The sequence below is a fragment of the Pantoea sp. SIMBA_079 genome (assembly GCF_046940275.1).
Lineage (GTDB): Bacteria > Pseudomonadota > Gammaproteobacteria > Enterobacterales > Enterobacteriaceae > Pantoea > Pantoea borealis.
In genome coordinates, this window is sequence record NZ_JAWRYR010000003.1 from 282,448 (window position 1) to 298,733 (window position 16,286).

16 protein-coding genes and 1 other RNA gene are annotated in these 16,286 nt (G+C 56.0%); 13 read left to right on the forward strand and 4 right to left on the reverse strand.

All coding sequences use genetic code 11. The features are described from left to right. The first annotated feature begins 665 nt into the window (after nucleotides 1-665). Nucleotides 666-2,663 (forward strand): FAD-dependent oxidoreductase, encoded by a 1,998-nt coding sequence (locus tag SB719_RS07035; protein ID WP_412159081.1) that lies wholly within the window; start codon nucleotides 666-668, stop codon nucleotides 2,661-2,663. On the opposite strand, the gene rlmG is transcribed toward SB719_RS07035, so the two are convergent. Next, the gene (gene rlmG, locus SB719_RS07040) at nucleotides 2,664-3,782 is read right to left on the reverse strand and encodes a 23S rRNA (guanine(1835)-N(2))-methyltransferase RlmG (protein ID WP_304235818.1); all 1,119 of its coding nucleotides are present in this window, start codon (nucleotides 3,780-3,782) and stop codon (nucleotides 2,664-2,666) included. An 82-nt stretch (nucleotides 3,783-3,864) separates the two neighbouring features. Between rlmG and SB719_RS07045 the strand changes: the two genes are divergently transcribed. Next, a complete protein-coding gene (locus SB719_RS07045) occupies nucleotides 3,865-4,365 on the forward strand; it encodes a M48 family metallopeptidase (protein ID WP_304235815.1) in 501 nt (166 codons plus the stop codon). Here SB719_RS07045 and SB719_RS07050 read toward each other — a convergent pair. Continuing rightward, a complete protein-coding gene (locus SB719_RS07050) occupies nucleotides 4,362-6,050 on the reverse strand; it encodes a chloride channel protein (protein WP_065648139.1) in 1,689 nt (562 codons plus the stop codon). The genes SB719_RS07045 and SB719_RS07050 overlap by 4 nt on opposite strands. 137 nt (nucleotides 6,051-6,187) lie before the next feature. Here SB719_RS07050 and SB719_RS07055 point away from each other — a divergent pair, with 137 nt between their 5' ends. The 11 genes from SB719_RS07055 to SB719_RS07105 all read left to right on the forward strand — a co-directional run bounded on the left by SB719_RS07055 (nucleotide 6,188) and on the right by SB719_RS07105 (nucleotide 14,698). Further along, complete coding sequence (locus SB719_RS07055) at nucleotides 6,188-7,174, forward strand: Gfo/Idh/MocA family protein (protein ID WP_304235810.1); 987 nt, start codon at nucleotides 6,188-6,190, stop codon at nucleotides 7,172-7,174. Between the two features lie 256 nt (nucleotides 7,175-7,430). Then, nucleotides 7,431-8,399, forward strand: coding sequence for a TerC family protein (locus tag SB719_RS07060; RefSeq protein ID WP_065648360.1), 969 nt, complete (start codon nucleotides 7,431-7,433; stop codon nucleotides 8,397-8,399). Nucleotides 8,400-8,628: 229 nt separating this feature from the next. Further along, on the forward strand, nucleotides 8,629-9,864 hold the full coding sequence (gene sstT / locus SB719_RS07065; protein WP_065648137.1) for a serine/threonine transporter SstT: 1,236 nt from the start codon (nucleotides 8,629-8,631) through the stop codon (nucleotides 9,862-9,864). A 555-nt stretch (nucleotides 9,865-10,419) separates the two neighbouring features. Then, entirely contained in the window at nucleotides 10,420-11,094 is a 675-nt protein-coding gene (locus tag SB719_RS07070) for a DedA family protein (protein WP_304235806.1), read from the forward strand. After that, nucleotides 11,094-11,462 (forward strand): EnvZ/OmpR regulon moderator MzrA, encoded by a 369-nt coding sequence (gene mzrA, locus SB719_RS07075; protein WP_065648135.1) that lies wholly within the window; start codon nucleotides 11,094-11,096, stop codon nucleotides 11,460-11,462. Before SB719_RS07070 ends, mzrA begins: the two co-directional genes overlap by 1 nt. Nucleotides 11,463-11,633: 171 nt before the next feature. Next, nucleotides 11,634-12,005 carry a DUF1090 domain-containing protein gene (locus SB719_RS07080; RefSeq protein WP_065648134.1) on the forward strand — a complete coding sequence of 124 codons (372 nt, stop codon included), beginning with the start codon at nucleotides 11,634-11,636 and terminating at the stop codon, nucleotides 12,003-12,005. Between the two features lie 35 nt (nucleotides 12,006-12,040). Further along, nucleotides 12,041-12,346, forward strand: coding sequence for a DUF883 family protein (locus SB719_RS07085; RefSeq protein ID WP_065648133.1), 306 nt, complete (start codon nucleotides 12,041-12,043; stop codon nucleotides 12,344-12,346). A gap of 1 nt (nucleotide 12,347) precedes the next feature. Continuing rightward, nucleotides 12,348-12,746, forward strand: coding sequence for a phage holin family protein (locus tag SB719_RS07090; RefSeq protein WP_304235798.1), 399 nt, complete (start codon nucleotides 12,348-12,350; stop codon nucleotides 12,744-12,746). Further along, entirely contained in the window at nucleotides 12,743-13,030 is a 288-nt protein-coding gene (locus SB719_RS07095; RefSeq protein WP_065648131.1) for a YqjK-like family protein, read from the forward strand. Before SB719_RS07090 ends, SB719_RS07095 begins: the two co-directional genes overlap by 4 nt. Before the next feature lie 203 nt (nucleotides 13,031-13,233). Then, complete coding sequence (locus SB719_RS07100; RefSeq protein WP_039380520.1) at nucleotides 13,234-13,644, forward strand: DoxX family protein; 411 nt, start codon at nucleotides 13,234-13,236, stop codon at nucleotides 13,642-13,644. A 79-nt stretch (nucleotides 13,645-13,723) separates the two neighbouring features. Then, on the forward strand, nucleotides 13,724-14,698 hold the full coding sequence (locus SB719_RS07105) for a glutathione S-transferase family protein (protein ID WP_065648130.1): 975 nt from the start codon (nucleotides 13,724-13,726) through the stop codon (nucleotides 14,696-14,698). Nucleotides 14,699-14,987: 289 nt separating this feature from the next. Here SB719_RS07105 and rnpB read toward each other — a convergent pair. Together rnpB and rsmI are read right to left on the reverse strand one after the other, a co-directional pair. After that, an RNA gene (gene rnpB, locus SB719_RS07110) (RNase P RNA component class A) lies at nucleotides 14,988-15,364 on the reverse strand. A gap of 33 nt (nucleotides 15,365-15,397) precedes the next feature. Continuing rightward, nucleotides 15,398-16,261, reverse strand: coding sequence for a 16S rRNA (cytidine(1402)-2'-O)-methyltransferase (rsmI, locus tag SB719_RS07115; RefSeq protein WP_304235988.1), 864 nt, complete (start codon nucleotides 16,259-16,261; stop codon nucleotides 15,398-15,400). Nucleotides 16,262-16,286 lie beyond the last annotated feature (25 nt).

Below are 16,286 nucleotides of genomic sequence, written 5' to 3' on the forward strand. Positions count from 1 at the left end.
AAAGGTTATATCGTTTAACCTTTTCAGTTAACTCATTGGTAATAGCAGGAAAACCTTCTTCACAATGTGATTATTCAGGTAATTATATAAAGCTGGAAAATAAAAAATTATTAAAATATAAAATCATCCACTTCACAAATAAAAGAGAGAGTGAAATCACCTGGCAAATGACGCACTTCTGCTGATAACTGCCGCTATCTTCCCGGCACGGCATGCAATAAATATAACACTCACCAGATAACGCCATTCAGCTACACTCCGGGATTAACAGGCATTATTAATAACATTAAAATAGCGATTAAAATGATAAATTCTCTTCCTGGCGCTATTTGAAGGCTTATTTCCAGATTACTTTCCCACTATAATGTTTAAAAACCCGCCCGGTTGCGATAAACAGTTCTTGCCGCTGTGTAGTTATTATCCGGGCTTTTCAGAAAAAGGAATCCATGCTGACCTTAAAAAAAGTGCTAAGTCATTAGCCCTGTACTCTGACCCGTTCAGGGCGTGCCGGTCCTTCCCGTGCGTAACGAAGGCAAGCTGAAACCTCGTGCGTAACCTGCCGCCCTGCTTTTTTTGACGTCACTCACACGCTGAGTGTTCCTCTCTTCCATCATGCGCGATTACCGTTAGAGTTGACTCATCCGACCACTTTTGAGCGCCTGATTATGATCGAGCACTATCCCTGCTTATTCACGCCTCTCGATCTGGGATTTACCCGGTTAAAAAATCGTTTTCTGATGGGCTCGATGCATACCGGGCTGGAGGAGCATCCCGACGGCGCTGCACGCCTGGCTGCTTTCTATGCCGAGCGCGCACGTGAAGGGGTGGCGCTGATAGTGACCGGTGGCGTCGCGCCGAATGCGCAGGGTGTGGTGGCACAGGGTGGCGCAATGCTGACCCGGGAAAACCAGTGCGACTGGCATCGTCAGATCACCACCGCGGTCCATGCGCAGGGCGGGAAAATTGCGCTGCAGATCCTGCATGCCGGACGCTATAGCTATCAGCGGTCGCTGGTAGGCCCTTCCGCACTCCAGGCACCCATAAATCCTTTTACTCCGCATGCGCTGAGCGAAGCAGAAATTAGACAGACTATTGCTGATTTTGCCCGCTGCGCGCGTCTGGCGCAGCAGGCAGGATATGATGGCGTAGAGATCATGGGCTCCGAAGGCTATCTGATTAATCAGTTTCTGACGGCGCAGACCAACCAGCGCACTGACGGCTGGGGGGGCGATGTGCTGCGGCGCCAGCGCTTCGCCCGTGAAGTGACGCAGGCGGTACGTCAGGCCACCGGCGAGCACTTTATTGTGATTTTCCGGCTGTCGCTGCTCGACCTGGTGCAGCACGGCAGCACGCTGGACGAAACGCTGATGCTGGCTGAGGCGCTTGAGGCGTGTGGCGTGACGCTGTTTAACAGCGGTATTGGCTGGCATGAAGCACGCATCCCGACGATAGCAACCTGTGTCCCGCGGGCTGGCTTTGCGTGGGTAACCCGCTACCTGCGCGAACGCGTCTCCGTACCGGTAATTGCCACTAACCGGATTAACCACCCTGATGTAGCTGAAGCCCTGCTGCGCGAAGGTACCGCCGATATGGTCTCAATGGCACGGCCATTTCTGGCAGATGCCGCGTTTGTCTCCAAAACGGCGCAGGGCCAGCCTGAAGCCATCAATACCTGTATTGCCTGTAATCAGGCGTGCCTCGATCAGATTTTTGCAGGCAACGTGACATCCTGCCTGGTCAATCCGCGCGCCTGTCATGAAACCCTGATGCCGGTTGTGCCCGTAACGCATCCAAAGCAGCTGGCTGTCATTGGTGCCGGTCCGGCAGGCATGGCTTTTGCCCTGCAGGCGGCTCAGCGCGGACATAAGGTGACGCTTTATGAAGCGGAAGCGGAGATTGGCGGGCAATTTGCCATCGCCCGGCAGATCCCGGGCAAAGAGGAGTTTCATGAAACCCTGCGCTACTTCCGCCATCAGCTGGCAGCAGCTAAGGTGACGCTGCGGCTTAACCACCGGGTCCGTGCCGGTGAGCTGATAGACGCGGATGAAATTGTCATTGCCACCGGCGTGACGCCCCGCCAGCTCTCCATTCCCGGCATCGATCATGCCAGCGTGGTCAGCTATCTGGACCTTCTGCACCACAAAAAACCGGTGGGACAGCGCATCGCCATTATTGGTGCAGGCGGCATCGGTTTTGATACGGCCGCCTATTTACTGCATTCCCCGGAAGATTTTTACCAGCGCTGGGGGATCGATCGCACGCTGCAGGCGCGCGGCGGCGTTGTTCCCACCCGACCGCCATTACCCGGCCGGCAAATCTGGCTGCTGCAGCGCAAAAGCGGAAAACCCGGAGCGGGGCTGGCGAAAACCACCGGCTGGATCCACCGCGCCAGTCTGCAGGCGCATGGCGTACAGATGTGGGGCGATGTGGAATATCTGCGCATTGACGATGCAGGGCTGCATCTGCGGCACCAGGGCAAACCGGTCACGCTGGCCGTGGACAACATCGTGGTTTGCGCCGGTCAGGAGCCGCTGCGCCTGCTGGCTGACGAGCTGGCCGCACGTGGCAAAACGGTGCGGGTAATCGGCGGCGCAGATGTGGCGCAGGAGCTGGACGCGCGGCGGGCTATTGCACAGGCTACCGCGCTCGCGCTGAGTCTGTGATCAGCGCAGTTTTACCGCGCGCAGCACTACAAACTTCGCGCTGGATGCCACCAGTTCGCAGTTGCCAAACAGCTTCTTCATCTTCTGGTGATAGCCGAGGTGCCGGTTGCCCACGATACGCAGCTCACCGCCATACTGCAGACAGCGTTTTGCGTCGCGCAGCATCTGCCATGCAAGGTGATCCGTAACCGCATGCTGCTGATGAAACGGCGGATTGCACAACACCGCATGCAGCCGGTCAGACGGAAAGCCGCTCAGCACATTGTTAACGCGGAACTGGCAGCGTGACAGATCCTGCGGGCGGTTAACCTTAACGTTCAGCTCGCTGGAGGCCACTGCCATATAAGATTCATCATAAAACAGCACTTCAGCCTGCGGATTTTGCTCCAGTGCCATTAAGCCAATCACGCCGTTGCCGCAGCCAAGATCCATGATTTCGCCTTCAATATTGTGTGGCAAATGCTGCATAAACAGCCGCGCACCAATATCCAGCGAGGTGCGTGAAAAGACGTTGGCGTGGTTATGGATCTGGTAAGGCGTCTCATCCAGTGGCCAGACGGTAGTTTCTGCCGCCTCAGCCAGCGCCGGTGCGCTGTAGCGGCTGTAGATCAGGCGGGCTTTTTTCCAGGCCAGCGATGTTTTACTTTCGCCCAGAATGCGCTCAAACAGCTGCAGCGTGGAGTTATGAATATCTTTCGCTTTGGCTGCCGCCAGAATCAGCGTGTCCGGCGTGGCCACGCTGCGCAGTGCGCGCAGCTGATGCTCCAGCAGTGCCAGCGCTTTGGGAATTTTGATTAAAACAGCCGCGGGTGCTGCAGGCAGCGCGCTCAGGCTGTCGATAAAGTGAATGCGATCGTCAGACAGGCCGTTTAAGCGCAGATTCTGCCTGGCTGCCTGCTGACTCAGCCAGGAGTCGCTGACGTGCCAGATTTCCCGGTCCTGCAGGCCACAGGTTAACGCCCCAAAGCTGTCGTTGAACACCAGCACCGGACCTTCCGGCAGCGTCTGCTGCAGCAGATATTCATCGGCGGCATCCCACGCCTGTAAAGGGCTCTCTTCACGCATCGGCGGAAAGCGCTCCAGCGTAAGGGTGCTATGGGTCAGTTCAAGTTGGCTCATGGAATCTCCGGCGTGGTACACTTTGCGCAATTTTCGCCCTGAAAAGGGGGGCGCAGTATACTGTCTTTCGTCAGGAATCCCAATGTCATTAATTTATCTGCAGGGTTACCCTGAAAATATCCTCGAACAGGTGCAAACGCTGATCGATCATCAGCGATTAGGCACGTTCCTGCAGCAGCGCTATCCTGAAACGCATGACGTGGTCAGCGATCGCGCGCTGTATGACTACACGCAGGCGATAAAAAATCGTTATATGCGCAGCGCACCGCCGGTAAGCAAAATCCTCTGGGATAATAAAATCAAAGTGATGAAGCATGCACTGGGGCTGCACACGGCGATTTCGCGCGTACAGGGCGGCAACCTGAAAGCCAAAGCGGAGATCCGTATCTCCACCTTTTTCCGCCTTGCCCCTGAGCCTTTCCTGCGCATGATCGTGGTGCACGAACTCGCCCACCTCAAAGAGAAAGAGCACAGCAAAGCGTTCTATCAGCTCTGCTGCCATATGGAGCCTGACTATCATCAGCTGGAGTTTGACGCGCGCCTGTGGATGACCGATCAGGCCATGCGCGGCAACGCGGCTTAAAGAAACTCCTGCGCTTTCTGGATCAGACTGGTTTTTGTCAGGGCGCCCATAAAACGACGCTCCTGCGGGTTGTTTAGCACCGGCAGCCGCTCAAGCGTCACGCGTGAAAACGCCTCCCACCCTTCGCGCATGCTCTGCCCCTGAAAAATGCAGGGGAAGTTGTTATCCATGACGGTACTGACCGGCGAATCCAGGGTGATCTCCTGCGCCAGTACCTTGCGCGAGATATCGTGAATAGAGACCACGCCCAGGAACTGCTCCGCCTGATTCAGTACGTAAACATAGCGTTCACGCTTCAGCGAGCTGACCGCCAGCGCCTGTCCGACCGACTCTTCGGGCTGCAGCGCTGCGCCAGGAATAATCAGCTGATCGACACGCATATGGTCAAAATCGTACCAGGCTTCAGAACGGCTCAGGTGGTGACTGACCACCGGATAGGTACTGGCGGACTGCAGGCGATAGACCACCATCGAAGCCAGCACGGAAGCGATCATCAGCGGAAACAGCAGGCTGCTGTTAAGCGTCATCTCCAGCACCATCAGCATGGCCATCAGCGGAGCCTGACTCACCGCGGCCAGCACGGCGGCCATGCCTATTGCTGCATAAAGCAGCGTATCTCCCGTCGGCAGCTGCAGCGCCGCCGCACTCTGCGCCAGAATCACCCCGAGCAGTGCGCCGATCAGCAGCGAAGGGGTGAACAGTCCGCCTACGGCGTTTGAGCCTACGGAAAGCGTTGTGGCCAGCGTTTTGAGTAAAAGCAGCAGCAGTAATCCGGTGATGACGTAATGGCCCTCAATGATCTTTACGATCACTTCATACCCGTTACCGAGAATATCCGTAGAGATCAGCGCCAGTAACCCCACGGCTACCCCGCCCGCACCAAGCCGCAGCGGCAGCGATCGCACGCGGCTGAACAGTCGCCGGCTGCGACCAATCAGCGCGATCAACAGCCAGCCGGCAACGCCCGCCACCAGACCAATCAGTACCGTCACCAGCAGACTGGTCACATCCATCTGAAACAGCGTATCGGCAAGCGGATAAAGCGCATTGCGAAAACCCAGCGCCCACATGGTCATCACCGCGACCGCAGAGGACACAATCAGCGGGATCAGTCGCTGCAGGGCTGAAATACCAAAAGCAATTTCCGCAACAAAGATCGCCGAGGCAAGCGGTGCGTGGTACACCGAGGAGAGGCCTGCCGCCGCCGCCATCGCGACAATATCGCTGTTGCGCAGGTTAAGCGATGCCGGCAGCCAGCGCCCCAGCAGACTGCCGCTGAGCGCTGAGAGCTGTACCATCGGTCCCTCTTTACCGATTGAGGCGCCGCTGCCAATACTGGCGATTGAAGAGAGTGCACGAAACAGAGAAGTACGCGTCGGCACGGCGTCCAGCCTGGCATTAATCACTTCCAGATAGTCCGTTTTTACCGTCTCCTGCTGCTCAATGGCAACGGCATAGCGCAGAAACCAGCCCGCCAGCACGCCGCCCGCCCCCACCAGCAGCGGCCAGAAGATCCACGGCCAGACGTGCATCGCCACGGTGATCTCATGGTCACTGTTAAACAGCAGCTGGTTAATCATGTCGATGATGCCGCGAAACGCCAGCGTCACCAGCGAGGCCATCAGCCCCACAGGAATGGCAATCAGCAGCGTGGTCCAGTTTAGTGCATGTTTGCTTCCGCTCACCCGGCTCTCCCGTTCGCAGGCTTTCAGACTTAAGGGCTCACTATATTGGAATGCGGATCGCAGGATCAAATGCTGCCGGATAGTTTCCTGCCGCAGCATGCTACCCTGCGGCTTTCTTTTATCAGGAGAGCAGGCCTGTGATTCGCTTTGCCATTGTTGGCACCAACTGGATTACCCGTCAGTTTATTGACGCCGCACATACGAGCGGCAGATTCACGCTCAGCGCAGTGTACTCCCGCAGCCAGCAGCAGGCAGATGCCTTTGCCGCTGATTACGCCTGCCCGCTGACGTTTACCTCGCCTGAAGCGATGGCGGCGTGCCGCGATATCGACGCGGTTTATATTGCGAGCCCGAATGCACTGCATTGCGAACAGGCGCTGCTGTTCATGTCTCACGGCAAGCATGTGATCTGCGAGAAACCGCTGGCCTCCACGCTGCGTGAAGCCGACGCGATGATCGCCTGTGCACAGCAGCATCAGGTTGTGCTGTTTGAAGCATTCAAAACCGCCAGCCTGCCTAACTTTCATCAGCTGCAGCGCGCTCTGCCGCAGCTGGGCACGCTGCGCAAGGCGCTGTTCAGCTACTGTCAGTACTCTTCCCGTTATCCGCGCTATCTTGCGGGCGAAAACCCGAATACGTTTGACCCGCGCTGGTCCAATGGCTCAATTATGGATATTGGCTATTACTGCCTGGCCGCTGCCGTCACGCTGTGGGGTGCCCCCCGCCGCGTAACGGCTGAAGCCACGCTGCTGCCCAGCGGCACAGATGCGCACGGAACGGTGATCCTCCACTATGGCGATTTTGATGTCACCCTGCTGCATTCCAAAGTCAGCAACTCCGCTATTCCGAGTGAAATTCAGGGGGAAGCGGGTTCGCTGCTTATTGAGAAGCTGGCGGAGTGTCAGCAGTTGCGGCTACTGCCACGCAGCGGTACCGGGCAGGATCTGACGCAGCCGCAGCACAGCAATACGATGCGCTATGAAGCCGAAGTGTTTGCCAGCCTGGTAGAAACGCAGCAGATCGCGCACCCTGCCCTCGCGATCTCACGGCTGACAGCAGAACTGCTGACCACCATCCGCCAGCAAACCGGCGTGGTGTTTCCTGCCGATCGCCATGAAGTGTAAATATTGCTAAATATGTCTGGTCCTGCATTGCATCGTCCTGCGGCTGCGCTATTTTTTCCTAAGCAAAGGGGAGTAACTTGTCAGCTGATTGATCGTCATTACGATGTGTAGCGCATCCGGTCGTCAGACAACCCGGAAGTGATTCTGTGTTGTAAGTGAGACCTTGCCGGAAGGCGAGGTGCGCTTGCAGCGTAATGAAAGCGGCTTACGTCTTCTGACGGAGCCGTTTTTTTTAACTTTCGCACAGGACACCATTATGCAATCGATAGGCACACCGTTACTCTGGGGCAGTTTTACCGTTGTTGTGCTGATTATGCTGGCGATCGATCTGCTGCTGCAGGGCCGGCGCGGCGCACAAACCATGTCGTTCAGACAGGCGGCTATCTGGTCACTGATCTGGGTGTCCGTTTCACTGCTGTTTGCTGCCGCTTTCTGGTGGTATCTCGATACGCACGCCGGCCGCGAGGTCGCCACTACGCAGACGCTCGCTTTTCTGACCGGGTACGTACTGGAAAAAGCGCTGGCGGTGGATAACGTCTTTGTCTGGCTGATGCTGTTCAGCTACTTTGCTATACCGCCCCAGCTGCAGCGGCGCGTACTGATCTACGGCGTGCTGGGCGCTATTGTCTTGCGTACCATCATGATTTTCGCCGGCAGCTGGCTGGTCATGCAGTTCAGCTGGATCCTCTATATTTTTGGTGCCTTTCTGCTGTTCACCGGCATTAAGATGGCGCTTGCACGTGAGGATGACACGGCTGTAGGTGATAAACCGGTGGTACGCTGGCTGCGTCAGCATCTGCGCATGACCGATTCGCTGGAGGGTGAGAAGTTTTTTATTCGCCGTAACGGCGTACTGTTTGCCACCCCGCTGCTGCTGGTTCTGATCATGGTCGAGCTTAGCGATGTGATTTTTGCTGTTGACAGTATTCCGGCTATTTTTGCGGTAACCACCGATCCCTTTATTGTGCTGACCTCTAACCTGTTTGCCATCCTGGGCCTGCGCGCCATGTATTTCCTGCTGTCAAACGTGGCGGAGCGCTTCTCTATGCTGAAATATGGTCTGGCCGTGGTACTGGTGTTTATCGGTATTAAGATGCTGATCGTCGAGTTTTATCACATTCCGGTCGCTGTCTCACTCAGCGTGGTGGGCGTTATTCTCGGGGGAACGCTGCTGATTAATGCCTGGGTTAACCGTCGAAATGACCGCCGGCGTATCTCACCATAATCTTCTGCAGGGGCGTAAATCGCCCCTGCTTTATTTTGCCGCAGTGTAACTTTCCCTTTTTTATCCCTGTCACACTTCTTCTGTTTAGCAGATTAAAAAATCGATCCCGCACGCAAAGCCGGAATTATCGCTTTTCTCACCAGCACTTTTCCTTATACTCCGCCCGGCAAACCCTCTGGCGCGGAATAAACGCGCACCACACTCATGACCGATAGTAAAAGATCACGATATGCAAAATAACCTTTCCAGAGTGGCAGGCGTGCTGTTTAAAGGCAGCCTGGTCAAACAAATCATGATAGGCCTGGTGGCCGGCGTGGCGCTGGCGTGGCTGTCCCGCGATGCCGCGTTAGCCGCCGGCCTGCTGGGTGAACTCTTTGTCCGGGCACTGAAAGCCGTCGCGCCGCTGCTGGTTCTGGTGCTGGTTATCGCGTCCATTGCGAACCATCAGCAGGGACAGAAAACCAATATCCGTCCCATCATTATGCTTTATCTGCTCAGCACCCTGTTTGCCGCGATGGTCGCGGTGATTTTCAGCCACCTTTTTCCGCAGACGCTGTCACTCGTGGCCGGCGACACCACCATTACGCCACCTTCCGGTATCACTGAGGTGCTGCATGGCCTTCTGATGAGCATGGTGGCTAATCCGTTTGATGCGCTGATGAACGCGAACTACATCGGCATACTGGTCTGGGCGCTGGGTCTTGGCCTGGCGTTCCGTCACGCCAGTCCGGGTACCAAAGATTTCTTAAATGACGCTTCACACGCGGCAACCTGGGTTGTGCGCTGTGTGATCCGCTGCGCACCACTGGGTATCTTCGGCCTTGTTGCCTCTATTCTGGCCTCAACCGGCTTTGGCGCACTATGGGAATATGGCAGCCTGCTGGTCCTGCTGATTGGCTGCATGCTGTTTATGGCGCTGATCGTAAATCCGCTGCTGGTGTATCAGAAAATCCGGCGTAATCCCTATCCACTGGTGTTTACCTGTATCCGCGAAAGCGGCGTGACGGCTTTCTTTACCCGCAGTTCAGCCGCCAATATCCCGGTTAACATGGCGCTGGCAAAACGGCTTAACCTTGATGAAGACACTTACTCCGTGTCCATTCCGCTGGGTGCAACTATCAGTATGGCGGGGGCGTCCATTACCATTACCGTTCTGACTCTGGCTGCAGTACATACGCTCGGTATCGATGTCGATGTCCCGACAGCCATTCTGCTGAGCCTGGTCGCCACGCTGTGCGCCTGCGGCGCCTCCGGGGTAGCGGGTGGTTCGCTGCTGTTAATCCCCGTGGCCTGTAATATGTTCGGCATCCCTAACGACCTGGCAATGCAGGTTGTGGCGGTTGGATTTATTATCGGCGTCCTGCAGGACTCAGCGGAAACGGCCCTTAACTCTTCAACCGATATTCTGTTTACTGCGGCTGTCTGCCAGGCAGAAGCGGAACGTCAGCCTGGCACCGCGACCTGACTCTCCTCTGCGGCGCACGATGTGCGCCGCACGCTTTCCGCCCTCGTGTTGCCTTCACTCACTTCTGCCGCACCCAACAAACTGCCGCCGTAAACTGGCAATGTTGCCATATCTGGAAAATACTAAGCGGTGGCGGTGCAGCGGTGACATACATAACGCGGCCTCTGCCTGTAATTGCAACTTGTTTGCCGGAAACCGGTTAATCAGGCTGAACAACGTAAAAATGACCCTATCTGCCTGTTCTGAACCAGCAGGCGAGGTCAGATAATCTGCAATAGTGTCAGCTCGTGTAAAGCTCCTTTTACTCCTGGCTGCAAAGGGTAAAACTCCACTACAACGGATATATTGCACTGTCTCAATTGGGAAGTATTTGTTACAGTTATCGCCCTTTTTTTACCTTTTGCGACAAGGCCATCCAAAAGTCGCTGATTTAACACTTATAGCCGCATGGATACGGACCTCTGCTCAGGTGGCATACCCAAAATGTATAACTCACCTCTGCCTGCGCTTTAGCCCCTGATGGGCTCGTTTAACAATGATGTTCGGGAAAGATTGATGGATATTTTGAAAGCACTGCTGCATGCCCTGTGGCAGCAGGATTATGAGATGCTCTCTGACCCCACTCTGGTGTGGGCAATCTATGGCCTGCTGTTCATTATTCTGTTCCTTGAAAATGGCTTGCTCCCTGCCGCCTTCCTGCCCGGTGATAGTCTGCTGATCCTTGTCGGCGTGCTGATTGCTAAAGGCACAATGACTTTCCCCCTGACGCTGCTGGTTCTGACCACAGGTGCCAGCCTCGGCTGCTGGGTAAGTTATATCCAGGGACGATGGCTGGGAAACACCCCAACCGTACAGAAATGGCTGTCACACCTGCCGGCACAATATCATCAGCGCGCCCACAGCCTGTTCCATCGTCACGGTCTCTCTGCCCTGCTGATTGGGCGCTTTATCGCGTTTGTGCGAACGCTGCTGCCCACGATTGCCGGATTATCTGGCCTGAGTAATGCGCGCTTTCAGTTCTTTAACTGGATGAGTGGCTTCCTGTGGGTGCTGATTCTGACCGTCCTCGGCTTTGCACTGGGCAAAACGCCGCTGTTTCGCCGTTACGAAGATGAGCTGATGTTTTTTCTGATGATGCTGCCGCTGGCGCTGCTGGTCATTGGCCTGATCGGCTCGCTGGTGGTGCTGTGGCGTAAGCGTCAGGCAGGACAAAACGGGAAAGCGCAGTAATGAAAACAGGACGTCTCTTTACCCGACCACTGCTGCCGTGGCTGTGCGGCGGCATACTGCTGCTGCTCGCGGCAGGTGCGGCTCCGCTACTCTGGCAGCATGAAACCGTGGTACAAATTCGCGTGGCCCATAGCGGGACCAACCTGCCGGATGGCTTTTATCTTTATCAGCAGCTATCCGCCCAGGGCGTGCGCATTAAAAGTATCACGCCAGCAGGAGATGCGCTGGTAATCCACTTTGAAGATGAAGAACAGAGCCTGGCAGCGCAGAAAGTATTACGCCGTTTATTACCACAAGGCTTTGTTGTGGCTGCAGATCCGCAGGCCTCACAGCAGCCGCACGATACCAATCCTCCGACCTACAGTTAATCCGATCGTCTGACCTGCCGTCAGACGATACTTTTTCTCTGCTATCTCTCCGTCTTTTTTGAATTTTTGCCCTGGCTGACTATGCTTAACGGTAGCACAAGCCGACGTAACGCCGGGATACGCTCCTGTCTGGCAGGCGACGGTTCATCAACAAGGGAAGGTGCGAACGTGATGAAACAACTTCTTCTGGGCGCCATGCTTGTCTCCTGCTCTGGCTCTCTGCTGGCAGCAGAGTCTCTGTGTCAGCAAAAAGAGCGCGATATCCGGCATGAGATTGCCATGGCAAAAGCGCACGATAATCAGCGCCGGGTCAACGGCCTGGAGCGTGCGCTGACAGAAGTTCGCGCCAGCTGCAGCGACCGGCAGCTGAAGTCAGCGCACTCAGAGCGTCTGAAGTCGCAGCAGAACAAGGTAGCCGAGCGCGAACAGGAACTGCAGAAAGCGCGTGCCGACAGGGACGACAAAGACAAAATTGAAAAACGTGAACGCAAGCTGGATGAGGCACGGCAGGAGCTGAAAAAGCTTGCTGCAGAGCCTTACTAATCGGACGTAAATAATTAAAGTAATGGAGAACTCTCATGGCTAAAGACACCACATCTGAACATCTGCGCGCTGAGCTGAAAAATCTGGCCGACACCCTGGAAGAAGTATTAAGCAGCTCAACAGACAAATCACGCAGTGAACTGGATCGCCTGCGTCATAAAGCGCGCGGCGCGCTGGAAAGCTCACGTGAGCGCCTGGGCGACTCCGGTGAGCGTATCGCCAAAACCACGCGCGAAGCCGCAGAGAAAGCGGAAGATTATGTGCGTGAGAATCCGTGGCACGGCGTTGGCGTTGGCGCAGCCGTGGGCGTGCTGATTGGCATTCTGATTTCGCGTCGTTGATATGAACGATTCTCAGCAAAGCCACGGCCCGGGCAAAGGGGTCTTTAACATCGGTCAGCGCGTGGTGACTACGCTGGTCAGTATGGTCGAGACGCGTGTCCGGCTGGCCGTTGTTGAGCTGGAAGAAGAGAAAGCCAATCTGATCCAGATGCTGATCATGATTGGCCTGACCATGCTGTTTACGGCATTTGGGCTGATGAGCCTGATGGTTCTGATCATCTGGGCAGTTGATGCACAATACCGGCTGATGGCAATCGGGGCGACCACAGGCGTACTGTTTGTGCTTGCGCTGATTTTTGGCTTGTGGACGCTGCGCAAATCGCGTCAGTCGACGCTGCTGCGCCATACCCGTAAAGAGCTTGATTCCGATCGTAAATTACTGGAGGAGGACCGCTCATGAGCAGTCGCCATGAACGCGAAGCCCGCATTCATGAACTCCTTAATACGGTTCAGCAGCAGCGTCTCGATTTGAGCGCAGCGGGACGTGACTGGCTGGAAAATACAGCCCGTTACGATCGCGGCTGGCTGACGCTGGTCAGCTGTCGTCGCTATTTGGCAATAGGCAGCAGCGCGCTGGCTATCTGGTCAGTGCGCAGCCCTAACCGGCTGCTGCGCATCGCTAAACGCGGCTTCGGCCTGTGGAGCACCTGGCGTATGATCAAGTCATCCATGCCTGGGCGCTAACCGCTCTATAAAAAACCGGACCAGCAGGTCCGGTTTTTTTTCGTCAGAATTCCTGAACAACTTCGACAGTTTATCTTGCTTACAACCCTTTCGCACCGCGATTATTATCTCTCTCCATCAGCCCGGTGAACGTTTATCTGCGTTGCAGCGGGAAATTAACGGACAGGTTTTCAACCTGCCACAAAATTACGCTGGAGTAGATGATGAAAAAATTCGAAGATGCAGGACTGTTAGCCGCGCGTGTACTGATGACTATTCTGTTTATTACGGCCGGCTGGGGCAAAATTACCGCTTATGCCGGCACCGAGCAGTATATGCAGGCAATGGGCGTGCCGGGCTTTATGCTGCCGCTGGTGATCCTGCTGGAACTGGGCGGCGGCCTGGCCATTCTGTTTGGTTTCCTGACGCGCTTTACCGCACTGTTTACCGCAGGCTTTACGCTGCTGACCGCGTTTCTGTTTCACAGCAACTTTGCAGAAGGCGTGAACCAGCTGATGTTTATGAAAAACCTCAGCATTGCCGGTGGTTTCCTGGTTCTGGGCCTGGTGGGACCGGGTGCCTGGAGTATTGACCGCCTGATCCGCCAGCGCATGGCACCGGCCGCCGCCCGTTAAGCGCGCAGGTCGCTTACAGCAGATATACTGAATACAGGGGCAGAGGATCATCCTCGCCCCTTTTTTCTATGGAGGGCATATGGGACAGCTGATTGAGGGTGTCTGGCACGACACCTGGTACGATACAACGTCAACCGGAGGCCGTTTCAAACGGTCAGAATCAGCGTGGCGTAACTGGATCACGCCCGATGGCAGCGCCGGCCCTGACGGTAAGCCTGGCTTTGCGGCAGAGCGCGATCGCTACCACCTGTACGTTTCACTTGCCTGCCCGTGGGCGCATCGCACGCTGCTGATGCGTAAGCTTAAAGGGCTGGAAGAGATGATATCGGTTTCTGTGGTTCATCCGCTGATGCTGGAAAATGGCTGGACGTTTGATGACAGCTTCCCGGATGCCACCGGCGACACGCTGTATCAGCATGAGTTTCTCTACCAGCTCTATCTTCATGCCGACCCGCACTACAGCGGTCGTGTTACCGTGCCGGTGCTGTGGGATAAGCAGCAGCATACCATTGTCAGCAATGAGTCAGCCGACATTATCCGCATGCTTAACAGCGCATTTGATGCACAGGGCGCGCGGGCCGGTGACTACTATCCTGCCGATCTGCGCGATAAGATCGACGAACTCAACGGCTGGATCTACGATACGGTCAATAATGGCGTCTATAAGAGCGGTTTTGCTACCTCTCAGGCCGCTTACGATGAAGCCGTTACCGCTCTGTTTCATTCGCTGGCGCGGCTGGAGCAGATTCTGGGACAGCATCGCTATCTGACCGGCGATCGCCTGACTGAAGCCGATTTGCGCCTGTGGACAACCCTGGTGCGCTTTGATCCGGTTTACGTCACGCACTTCAAGTGCGACAGACACCGTATAAGTGACTATCGCAATCTGAATGGCTTTCTGCGCGATATTTACCAGATGCCCGGTATTGCAGAGACGGTGAACCTGCCGCAGATCCGTCATCACTATTACTGCAGCCATAAAACCATTAACCCAAACGGCGTGATTTCACTCGGTCCGGCATTTGACTGGGATGAACCGCACGGCCGCGGTTAATCGCGTGCAAAACGGGCGCCATTAATGGCGCCCCTACAATTAACCGTAGGGGACGCATTCATGCGTCCCTGGCTGAATTCATGCGCCCCTGGCCGCATACAACCTCGAACCGATTACCCGTATGCGAAACGGGCGCCATTAATGGCGCCTCTGTAATTAACCGTAGGGGGTGCTTTTATGCATCCCTGGCTGAATTCATGCGCCCCTGGCCGCAGAGAGCAACGCAGATACCTGCACTCGCGGCTCAGAAAACAAAAAGCCCCGCCGAAGCGGGGCTTTTCATTTGAAAGGTCGAAACTGACCGATAAGCCGGGTTCTGTCGTGGACAGTCATTCATCTAGGCCAGCAATCGCTCACTGGCTCAAGCAGCCTACCCGGGTTCAGTACGGGCCGTACCATGTGAACCCCTATTTGGCCTTGCTCCGGGTGGAGTTTACCGTGCCACGGACTGTTGCCAGCCGCGCGGTGCGCTCTTACCGCACCCTTTCACCCTTACCTGATCCCGTTTCCGGGCCATCGGCGGTTTGCTCTCTGTTGCACTGGTCGTAGGCTTGCGCCCCCCAGGCGTTACCTGGCACCCTGCCCTGTGGAGCCCGGACTTTCCTCCCCTCTGCCTGTCTCCCCCGAAAGGGACGACGACAAAGCGGCGACTGTCTGGTCAGCTTCGGCGCAGGATAATAGGCGATCTGGACGCATTTGTCACTCCTCTTGCTGCGCCAGCGCATATTTATACAGCGCATTTTTTTTCACGCCGTGAATTTCAGCGGTCAGCGCGGCAGCTTTCTTCAGCGGCAGCTCTGCCTGCAGCAGCGCCAGCGTCCGTAGCGCCTCAGCTGGCAGCGCCTCCTCGTCAGCCTTATGCCCCTCGACAATCAGCACCATCTCGCCCTTGCGCCGGTTCTCATCCTCCCGCACCCAGGCGAGCAGCTCTCCCACCGGCGCGCCATACAGTGACTCCCAGGTTTTAGTCAGCTCGCGCGCCAGCACCACATAGCGCGCCGCGCCCCATACCGTTTCCATATCCTGCAGCGTATCCAGCAGGCGATGCGTTGACTCATAAAACACCAGCGTACGCGGCTCTTCACTCAGCGCACGCAGTGCATCACAGCGTCCTTTGCTTTTCGCAGGCAGGAATCCTTCATAACAGAAGCGATCGGAGGGTAATCCCGCCGCGCTTAATGCGGCAATGGCCGCACAGGCGCCGGGCAGCGGCACAACGCGTACGCCCGCTTCGCGGCAGCGACGCACCAGATGATAGCCAGGATCGTTGATCAGCGGCGTGCCGGCATCGGAAACCAGAGCTATACTCTGCCCCGCCTGCAGCTTCGCCAGCAGCACGTCAGCTTTCTGCTGTTCGTTATGATCGTGAAGTGCGAACAGCCGCGCATTGATGGCGAAATGTTGTAGCAACAGCCCGGTATGACGTGTATCTTCCGCTGCAACGAGATCGACGCCCGCCAGCACCGTCAGCGCACGCTGTGTGATATCACCCAGGTTACCGATCGGGGTAGGAACGATATAGAGCGTACTGGCAGAAATCTCTGCCCGATCGAGTTGTTTCATTGTCTCATCCGAATTGCCGATTTAA